At 63.6% G+C, this 5,504-nt stretch carries 6 protein-coding genes; all 6 read right to left on the bottom strand.

From position 1 onward, the window contains the following. The coding region (gene hisB, locus VIE67_RS14730) for a histidinol-phosphatase (RefSeq protein WP_332027206.1) at nucleotides 1-941 on the bottom strand (941 nt) is incomplete at its 3' end. Continuing rightward, nucleotides 938-2,008, bottom strand: coding sequence for a histidinol-phosphate transaminase (gene hisC, locus VIE67_RS14725; protein WP_332027205.1), 1,071 nt, complete (start codon nucleotides 2,006-2,008; stop codon nucleotides 938-940). The genes hisC and hisB, both read right to left, overlap by 4 nt. Beyond that, the gene (gene hisD / locus VIE67_RS14720; protein ID WP_332027204.1) at nucleotides 2,005-3,345 is read right to left on the bottom strand and encodes a histidinol dehydrogenase; all 1,341 of its coding nucleotides are present in this window, start codon (nucleotides 3,343-3,345) and stop codon (nucleotides 2,005-2,007) included. The genes hisC and hisD overlap by 4 nt, the downstream gene beginning before the upstream one ends. Next, on the bottom strand, nucleotides 3,342-4,253 hold the full coding sequence (hisG, locus tag VIE67_RS14715) for an ATP phosphoribosyltransferase (protein ID WP_332027203.1): 912 nt from the start codon (nucleotides 4,251-4,253) through the stop codon (nucleotides 3,342-3,344). The genes hisD and hisG overlap by 4 nt, the downstream gene beginning before the upstream one ends. After that, nucleotides 4,250-4,612 (bottom strand): YerC/YecD family TrpR-related protein, encoded by a 363-nt coding sequence (locus tag VIE67_RS14710; protein ID WP_332027202.1) that lies wholly within the window; start codon nucleotides 4,610-4,612, stop codon nucleotides 4,250-4,252. The genes hisG and VIE67_RS14710 overlap by 4 nt, the downstream gene beginning before the upstream one ends. A 190-nt stretch (nucleotides 4,613-4,802) precedes the next feature. Beyond that, nucleotides 4,803-5,504 (bottom strand): sensor domain-containing protein (locus tag VIE67_RS14705; protein WP_332027201.1); only part of this gene is annotated, 702 nt, incomplete at its 5' end.

Here is a 5,504-nt window from a genome sequence, read left to right as displayed (position 1 = left end):
AAATGCGGCACCAGCTCGGTCGGAATATCGCCGACGCGATCGCGCGGGAAGGAACCGTCGAACACGAAATAGGCGCGTCCTGACAGGTCCAATGCAGCGCGTGCGATGGTTTCATCCATCGGCAGGGTGATCGCAACGGCCGCCTCGCCGGCGGACGTTTCCGCGGCGGCGCCGTAGCGCCTGATCCCGCGCTTGTCGCCGAGCGCCTTGCGCAGCGCCTGCCCAAGTGCGAGCGCGCAATCCTCGATCGTGTGGTGTTCGTCGATATGCGTGTCGCCCTCGCAGCTCAGGATCAGCGCAAAACCGCCATGCTTGCCCAGCTGTTCAAGCATATGGTCGAAGAAGCCCAGGCCCGTGCTGACCTTGGGCTCGGCGCTCGCATCCAGATCCACTTGCACGGAAATGCGCGTTTCCTTTGTGACGCGCTCGACGACAGCACGACGCGGCGCATCGCAGAGTTCGTGCGCAATCGCGTTCCAGCTCCACTCGCCAGTGTCGAGGCGAAAGCTGCGTATGCCCAGATTCGCCGCGAACTGCGCATCGGTTTCGCGGTCGCCGACCATCGCCGATTGCGTGCGGCTCCAGTCGTCGTCGGCCAGATAATGGCGCACCAGCCCGATACCCGGCTTGCGCGTGTCTCTGCCTTCGTGCGCGAAACTCGGATCGATCAGCACTTCGTGGAAGGTAATGCCCTGCGAGGCGAAAATACGCAGCATCAATTCGTGCGGGCCGTCAAAATCCGCCTGCGGGAAACTCGCGGTACCCAGACCATCCTGATTGGTGATCATCACTAGTTCGTAGCCCGCCGCGACGCAGCGCTTGAGCGCCGGAATCACCTCGTCGACCAGCGCGAGTTTCTCGTAGCGATCGATTTGATGATCGGCCGGCTCGACGATCAAGGTGCCGTCGCGATCGACAAACAACAGCTTGCGCGCGCTCATGCCGCCACCTCGCGCAGCCCGAGGCCTGCAAGCAAGGCCGTATTTTCCGCCGGCGTGCCGACCGTGATGCGCAGGCAATCACCCAGACCCGGATAGCGGCTCACGTCGCGCACGACAATGCCGAGATCGAACAGACGTTTGTACACGTCTGCCGCATCCTCGAAACGCACGCAGAGAAAATTCGCCGACGAAGGATGGACTGCCAAAACTCCTGCCGCACTCGGCAATGCGGCCGCGAGGCGCTCGCGCTCGCGCAGCAACAGCGCGATGCGCACTTGCGACTGGTCGACTGCAGCCGGTGTCAGGGCGGCAAACGCCGCATCGACGCAGGCGGTCGGCAGCGGGTATGGCGCCTGAATCCGCCGCAGCAACGCGATGATTTCCACGTGCGCAATCAAGGCGCCGACGCGCGCACCGGCCAGAGCGTAGGCTTTCGACAGCGTGCGCAGCACAGCGATATTGTCGTGCTGCGCGAGCAGGCTGATCGCGCTCGCCGTCGCTTGCGCGAACTCGAAATAGGCTTCGTCGACTACGACGAGCGCACGATCGCGCAGCGCGTCGGCAAGACGCGCGATGCTGGCGAGCGGCACCATCGTGCCGGTCGGATTGTTCGGCGCACAGACGAAGACGAGCTTCGTGTTTCTGCTAACGCGCGCCAGCAACGCGTCGACGTCGATCTGGAAATTCGCAGTCAACGGCGCCTCGATTACTGAAGCGCCTTGCGTGTGCGCCGCTACTGCATACATGCCGAAGGTCGGCGGGGAAATCGCGATCGCATCGCGGCCCGCACGGCAGAACGCACGCACGACAAGATCGATCGCCTCGTCGCTGCCACGCCCGATCAGCACCTGCGCGGGCGCAACCGAGTAGATCTCCGCAAGCCGCGCGCGCAGGGCCGGCGGCTGCGGATCGGGATAGCGATTCAATACGGTTTCCGCGCTGCCGACTGGCGCCCACGGCGACTCGTTCGCATTCAACATGATCGCCGCGTCGTGCGCTTCCATGCGCGCGGAGGAATATGGCTGCAACGCGAGAATTTGCGGACGCGCGCGTTCGAGCAGTTTCATCGCTGCGACTCCAGTGCCGCGAGGCGCAGCGTGACCGCGCGTTCGTGCGCGTCCAAGCCCTCCGCACGCGCAAGCGTGGCCGCGCTCGGACCGATCACGCGCAAGCCGTCGGCGGCAAGTTCCTGCACGGTGATCTGTTTGACGAAACTCGCCACGGAAACACCGCTCCAGGCACGCGCGTAGCCGTAGGTCGGCAAGACATGGTTGGTGCCACTGCAGTAGTCGCCAACCGCTTCCGGCGACCATGCACCGAGGAATACCGATCCGGCATTTTCCACTTTTGCCAGAAGTGCACGCGGATCGCGCACGTTCAATATCAAGTGCTCCGGCGCATAGTCGTTGCTGATCGCAAGCGCACTGTCCAGTGAATCGACCAGAATCAAGCGGCTTTTCGATAACGCAGTCGTGGCAATATCCGCGCGTGGCAACTGCGCCAGCTGGCGGCGCAGAGCGGCGGCGCTTGCTTCGAGTACGCCGCGATCGGGAGCAAGCAGCAGCACCTGAGAGTCCGGTCCATGTTCGGCCTGCGAAAGCAGGTCGGCCGCCACGAATTCGGGATTCGCCCCGCTGTCGGCGATCACAAGGACTTCGGATGGTCCCGCCGGCATATCGATCGCCGGCCCCAGCGGCAGGGCCGCGACCTGACGCTTGGCTTCGGTGACATAGGCGTTGCCGGGACCGAACAATTTGTCGCAGGCCGGCACCGATTCGGTACCGAACGCCATCGCCGCGATGGCTTGCGCGCCGCCGAGCTTGAACACCTGACGAATGCCGCAGAGTGAAGCGACGTAAAGCACGGCCGCATCGGCGCGGCCGTCTTTGGCAGCCGGAGTACACATTACCACTTGTGGACATTGCGCGATCTGCGCCGGCACGCCGAGCATCAAGGCAGTCGACGGCAGCGGCGCGCTACCCGCAGGCACATACAGCCCGACGCGCCCAATCGGGCGCAATACTCGCTCGCAGACGACGCCTGGCGCGGTTTCGACGACCACCGCTTGTGGCGCGGCGGCGCGATGAAACGTCTCGATACGGGCCTTGGCATCGGCAATCGCGCGCTTCAATTCCGGATCGAGCTGCACGGCTGCGGCCGCGAACTCGGCCACGGTAACCGCGAACGAGGTCAGTTCGCAGCCATCGAAACGCCGCGTCAGCGCACGCAGAGTCGCATCGCCGTCTGCACGCACCTGATCGAGTATGCGCGTGACCGTTTCGGCCAGTTCCGCTCCGCGCTCGAGCGCAGGGCGTAGCAAGGCTGTGCGGCGCGCCTCAACACTCATCGCGCTCCAGTCGAGGATCGGCAAATCGATCGCCGCATTGTCCATGCGCGCGTTCATGCCAGCATCTTCTCCACCGGCAGCACGAGCAACTGGCTTGCGCCGGCGCGCTTCATGTCTTCGAGGTGCTGCCAGGTGATCGCGCCGAAACACAGCGCGTGCAGAGCCACCTGATCGACGCTGCCCTCGATCGGCAGCAGGGTCGGGATCTGCCCGTTCGGCAGCATCTGCTGAATGATCGCCACGGCCGAGCGCGGCGCGTGCAGCATGATCAATTTCGACTCGCGCACCCGGATTACGCCGTCGATCCGGCGCAGCAGCAGTTCGCAAAGATCGCCGCGCTCGTCCAGCGGCAAGTCCTGCGCGCCGACCACCACAGCCTCGCTTTCGAGGATCACCACCGCTTCGCGCAGTTGATTGGCGATCAGCGTCGCGCCACTGGATACGAGATCGCAGATCGCATCGGCCGTGCCCAGGCGCGGCGCGATTTCGACCGAGCCCGACAGCACGACGATTTTCGCCTCGACCTCGTGCTCCGCCAGCCAGGCGCCGAGCAAGGCTGGGTAGCTGGTCGCAATACGCAAGCCCTGCAACTGTTGCGGAGCCTGATATTCCATATCCTGCGGCAGCGCAATCGACAGGCGGCAGCGGCTGGTATTGAGCGGGCGCAATTCGCGCGCAGGCACCGGCTCGTTGTTCGCCCGCGCAGCCAGCACTTGTTCCGCGAGCACGTTGCGTCCGACGATGCCGAGATCGCAAACGCCCTGCGCGATCAGCCCCGGAATATCGTCGTCGCGCACGAGCAGCAGGTCGATCGGCATACTCTCGCCGAAGCAGAACAGCTTGTCGCGGCTCTGGCGGAATTTGAGGCCGCAGCGAGCAAGCAGATCTTGCGACACTTCCGCGAGGCGTCCGGATTTCTGCACGGCGATGCGCAAGCGATCCCGCGTTTTGCTGACATTGCTCATGATTTTTTGTGTATTCCGCTGTTCGACGCAGGCCGTCCGCGCCTGCGCAGGGGCGGTACGGCGTGATGCTCGACGGCCGCCTGATAGCCGCCGTTGCCCTGACTGAGGAAACGCGCCACGCGGCCGATCGTGGTCACACTGACCGCGGTACGTTCGTGGATTTCGCGGTAGGCGACACCCTGCAGCAGATACGGCACAACGCGCCAGCGATCGACCAGGGCCTCGAGCTCGGCCGGCGTGCACAGATCGCGCAGGAACGAGCGCATCTCCGCCACGCCCTTCATCGACAGCAGCGCACGGCAGAGGTTGTCCTCGGCGGACTCTGCGCTCGTTTCGGGATCGAGAAACCTGCGTTTCATGCAGGTATTCTAGCAGGGTTGTTGGCTCTATTCAATGTATTAATGCATTATTACATTAACCAATGAAATACCGACAAATTATCGTTGATGCTTCGCGGCTTGTCTATGTCGAAGCTGAACAGAAGCAGCGCAGAGTCTAGCGGCACTCCTGCGCTGGCGCGTGGCGAATTACCGAGTGATCAACCGCCGCTCAGGCCACTGACTTGACCAGCAGATGCTTGCCCAGCGCGCCTTGAAACCGCCCCACTCCGCGCGCAAGGTGCAGGAAGCCGAACAACAGCGCAACACCAAGGGCAAAGCACAGTGGATCGGCAATAACGGGCGGCAACAGCATGCCGTCGTTGAAATGCACATCCGTTGCCCAGTCGATGCGCACGAGACCGATGCTCCAAAGTACGTGCACCACGGGCACGAACATCAACGCCAGGGACAACACCGTGCCGACCACGGCCATCACGAAGTAAACGATACCCAGCGGCAGCCTGAGCATGAGATAGAGCAGCGTCGACCAGGTGCGCGGATCGGTGAACATTTCCTTCACGCGCGTGAGAAATGGCTTGCCCTGGTCGGCGTAAAGCGGACGGCGCGGCATGCGCTCGCCGAGCATCACTTCGATCAATCTGCCTTCGACCAGGGACAGCGCGCGCACCGTGCTCAGGAACAATACGGCAAACGGAAAGCCGATGACCAGGACCATCAATCCCAGCGACAGGCTGACCCCGGTCACCGCCCAGACGAAGTAGAAAATTCCGGTGGGCAGCGCAAGCAGCATGTAGAACAGCGACGCATACGCGCGCGGATCGGAGCCGATGGCGAAGAAACGGCCGAGCGCCGTCGTGCGTCGCGGCGGCGGCGGCGAACGCAAGGCCTGCTCGACCTGCACCTCCTTGTC

This window comes from Rudaea sp. (genome assembly GCF_036560865.1).
Taxonomy (GTDB): domain Bacteria; phylum Pseudomonadota; class Gammaproteobacteria; order Xanthomonadales; family Rhodanobacteraceae; genus Rudaea.
The sequence above is the reverse complement of the archived record's forward strand: the minus strand, read 5'-3'. Positions and strand labels throughout refer to the sequence as shown.

Bases quoted from the DNA above. Each gene is read 5' to 3' on its own strand.
- hisC (WP_332027205.1), bottom strand. From the start codon at position 2,008: ATGAAACTGCTCGAACGCGCGCGTCCGCAAATTCTCGCGTTGCAGCCA.
- hisD (WP_332027204.1), bottom strand. From the start codon at position 3,345: ATGAACGCGCGCATGGACAATGCGGCGATCGATTTGCCGATCCTCGAC.
- hisG (WP_332027203.1), bottom strand. From the start codon at position 4,253: ATGAGCAATGTCAGCAAAACGCGGGATCGCTTGCGCATCGCCGTGCAG.
- VIE67_RS14710 (WP_332027202.1), bottom strand. From the start codon at position 4,612: ATGAAACGCAGGTTTCTCGATCCCGAAACGAGCGCAGAGTCCGCCGAG.